This window comes from Desulfuromonadales bacterium (assembly GCA_035620395.1).
Classification (GTDB): Bacteria; Desulfobacterota; Desulfuromonadia; order Desulfuromonadales; family DASPGW01; genus DASPGW01.
Genome location: DASPGW010000236.1, coordinates 1 through 3,289, shown reverse-complemented (window position 1 = coordinate 3,289; position 3,289 = coordinate 1). Strand labels below are relative to the sequence as shown.

Annotated in this window: 3 protein-coding genes; 2 read left to right on the top strand and 1 reads right to left on the bottom strand. The window is 63.4% G+C overall.

The genetic code is table 11. The features are described 5' to 3' along the window. Nucleotides 1–93: Rnf-Nqr domain containing protein (locus VD811_13040; protein ID HXV21906.1), on the bottom strand; the 93-nt coding region annotated here is incomplete at its 3' end. 591 nt (nucleotides 94–684) lie between these two features. On the opposite strand from VD811_13040, the gene hemL reads away from it, so the two are divergent. Together hemL and VD811_13030 are read left to right on the top strand one after the other, a co-directional pair. Beyond that, nucleotides 685–1,968, top strand: coding sequence for a glutamate-1-semialdehyde 2,1-aminomutase (gene hemL / locus VD811_13035; GenBank protein HXV21905.1), 1,284 nt, complete (start codon nucleotides 685–687; stop codon nucleotides 1,966–1,968). A gap of 176 nt (nucleotides 1,969–2,144) precedes the next feature. Then, on the top strand, nucleotides 2,145–3,289 hold a 1,145-nt coding region (locus VD811_13030), incomplete at its 3' end, for a DUF2339 domain-containing protein (protein HXV21904.1).

Sequence of the window (3,289 nt, the reverse complement as noted above, 5' to 3'; positions counted from 1 at the left end):
GACGCCGAGGAAGGGGCAGATGCCGAGGAACCGGGCGAGAACGAAGTTGTTGACGAAAACGGCGCCAACCAGGATCAGCAGCAATTCGGCCATAGGTCTTCCTTGGGAAAAATTGGTCTGACCGGAGCTTATAAAACATATCTTGACCCCCTGTCAAACAATTTTATCTTCATCAGAAGGGGTCATTTTAATTCTAAAATTTCAGGCCGAAACAGGATCGGAAAAACAGTGTTTCACGAACTCCCTGCACCGTCGGGAACCCCCAATTGCAAGAAATCGGCCACCTCCGAAAGCCGCAACCGGCTCATTCTACCCGCATTTCAACTCCGGCGCCACCCCTTTCGCTGCAATTTCTCCCGGCCGTCCAAAGCCTCGTCGCCGAGCGCCGGTTTTTTCTGGCCGTAGGCGCGAAGATATTATATTATTCCCGGGCCGTGAGTCGGATTTTTTCACTGCCGAATTTTAGGCGACCTTGCAGAGGACGGCCAAGGAGTTAGCCGTGAGGTTTGAGGCACAATTCCCCAGTCAAAATCGGGACCCTGACCTGTTTCTCCTCACTTCTTACACCTCTCCCCTCGCGGAAGCAGAATCATCTCTCTCCGGGACGCCGCCGACGGCCGGGAAATCCCGCCGCGCCAGCGCCTGCTTCTATCATTAACTCAACCAGATCATCAAGGGGGCAACATGAAGCACGAGAAATCGGCGGCGCTCTTCGCCGAAGCCAAGCAAATCATCCCCGGCGGCGTCAACAGCCCGGTCCGCGCCTTCAAATCGGTCGGCTGCGACCCGATTTTCATCGATCGCGCCGAAGGGTCACGCATCTACGACGTCGACGGCAACGGTTACATCGACTACGTCGGATCCTGGGGACCGATGATCCTTGGCCACTGCCATCCCAAGGTGGTCGAGGCGATTGTGCAGGCGGCGAAAAGCGGCGCCTCTTTCGGCGCCCCGACGGAGAAGGAGATCGTTCTCGCCGAGATGGTCCGCGATGCCTACCCCAATGTCGAGATGGTGCGCATGGTCTCCTCGGGGACCGAGGCGACGATGAGCGCCATCCGCCTTGCCCGCGGCTGCACCGGCCGTGACAAGATCCTCAAGTTCGACGGCTGCTATCACGGCCACGCCGACTCGCTGCTGGTCAAAGCCGGGAGCGGCGCCGCCACCTTCGGCGTCCCGACCTCCCCCGGCGTGCCGGCCGACTTCGCCAAGTACACTCTCACTGCCACCTACAACGACCTGGAGGAGGTCAAGGCGCTGGCCGCCGCCAACAAGGGGGAGATCGCCTGCATCATCCTCGAGCCGATCGCCGGCAACATGGGGTGCGTCGCCCCCCGCCCCGGCTTCCTCGAGGGGCTGCGCGCGCTCTGCGACGCCGAGGGGATCGTGCTCATCATCGACGAGGTGATGACCGGCTTCCGCGTCGCCTTCGGCGGGGCGCAGGAGCGCTTCGGCGTGCGCGGCGACCTGGTCTGCCTCGGCAAGATCATCGGCGGCGGCCTGCCGGTCGGCGCCTTCGGCGGCAAACGGGAGCTGATGGAAAAGCTTTCCCCGGTCGGTGGCGTCTACCAGGCCGGCACGCTCTCCGGCAACCCGCTGGCGATGAGCGCCGGCATCGCCACCCTCAACCTGCTCAAGCAGGAGGGTTTTTACGACATCATCGAAGAGAAGAGCGCCTACCTCGAGAAGGGGCTGCTCGAAGCGGCCAAGGAAGCGCCGTTCAAAACCTGCTGGCAGCGGGTCGGCGGCATGTTCTGCACCTTCTTTACCGAGGGGCCGGTCTACTCCTTTGCCGACGCGCTGAAGAGCGACACCGCCGCCTTCGGCAAGTTCTTCCGCGCCATGCTCGAGGAAGGGGTCAACCTCGCCCCGTCCCAGTTCGAGGCCGGCTTCATGAGCGCCGCCCACTCCAGGGACGACCTCGACCGGACCATCGAGGCGGCCCGCCGCTCGTTCAAAAGCCTGTAAGGGCCTTCCGCATACGACATGAAGGGCCCGGTCTCAGGTTAGGGACCGGGCCTTTTCCTGGAGGACATGATGGGGGAACGTCCGCCGCACCTCGCTCGGCAAGTATCCGATGCCGCCTCCGGCGCTCTGCCGGAGAGCGGCTTTTTGTTGGGCCAAAGCAGCTGGGGAGCCGAGCGATGAGCTTTGTCTTCATCCTGCTCGGCGCTTTCATCGGTGGCAGCGGCTACGGCTTCGAAGGGGCCCTGCTCGGCGGCGGGATCGGCCTGCTCCTCGGCCAGATCCTCTCCCTGAGGGAGCGTCTGACACACTTGGAGCAGAACGTGGAGCGGCTGAAAGCGGAGGCGATCTCGCCCCCTTGCCGACCCGAAGCACGGCCACAGGCGGTACAACCGGTAGCGGAAGCGGGAGGTGTGAAGGAACCGCTCCGGTCCGCTCGCGCGCCGGAGCCCGCCATCGAAGAGGAGAGCTTCGTCTTTGAGGAAGAGTTGGGCCAAACACGACCGACGGGGGGCGAGACCATCCTCTCGGCCGTCCGGGACTTTTTCGCCGGCGGCAACCTGCTGGTAAAGATCGGGGTTATCCTCCTCTTCTTCGGCGTCGCCTTTCTGCTCAAATATGCCGTCGAACACCAACGGCTCTCTGTCGAAGTGCGTCTCGCCGCCGCCGGCCTCGGCGGGCTCGCTCTGCTGATCACCGGCTGGCGGCTGCGCTTCCGGCGCCGGGGCTACGCCCTCGCCCTGCAGGGGGGCGGTCTCGGCATCCTCTACCTGACGGTCTTCGCCGCTTTCCGCCTCTACGGCCTTCTCTCGCCCCTGCCGACCCTGGCCGTACTCACCGCCATGGCGGCCATCTCGGCGGCCCTCGCCGTGCGTCAGCTCTCGCAGTCCCTGGCGGTGCTTGCCGTCACCGGCGGCTTTCTCGCCCCGCTCCTCGCCTCGACCGGCAGCGGCAACCATGTCATGCTTTTTTCCTACTACCTGCTGCTCAACGTCGCCATTCTCGCCATCGCCTGGCAGCAGGCCTGGCGGCTGCTCAATCTGGTCGGCTTTCTTTTCACCTTCGTCATCGGCAGCTTCTGGGGTTTCAACTACTACCAACCGGCCTATTTCGCCACGACCGAGCCGTTCCTCGTCCTCTTTTTCTTCCTTTACGTGGCGGTCGCCCTCCTCTTCGCCCTGCGCCAAGCGCCCGACCTGCGCGGCTATATCGACGCAACGCTGGTCTTCGGCACCCCGCTGATCGCCTTTACCCTGCAGGGGATGCTGGTTGCCGAAACCCGCTACGGACTCGCCTGGAGCGCCTTCGCCCTGGGAATTTTCTA

Bases quoted from the DNA above. Each gene is read 5' to 3' on its own strand.
- hemL (HXV21905.1), top strand. From the start codon at position 685: ATGAAGCACGAGAAATCGGCGGCGCTCTTCGCCGAAGCCAAGCAAATC.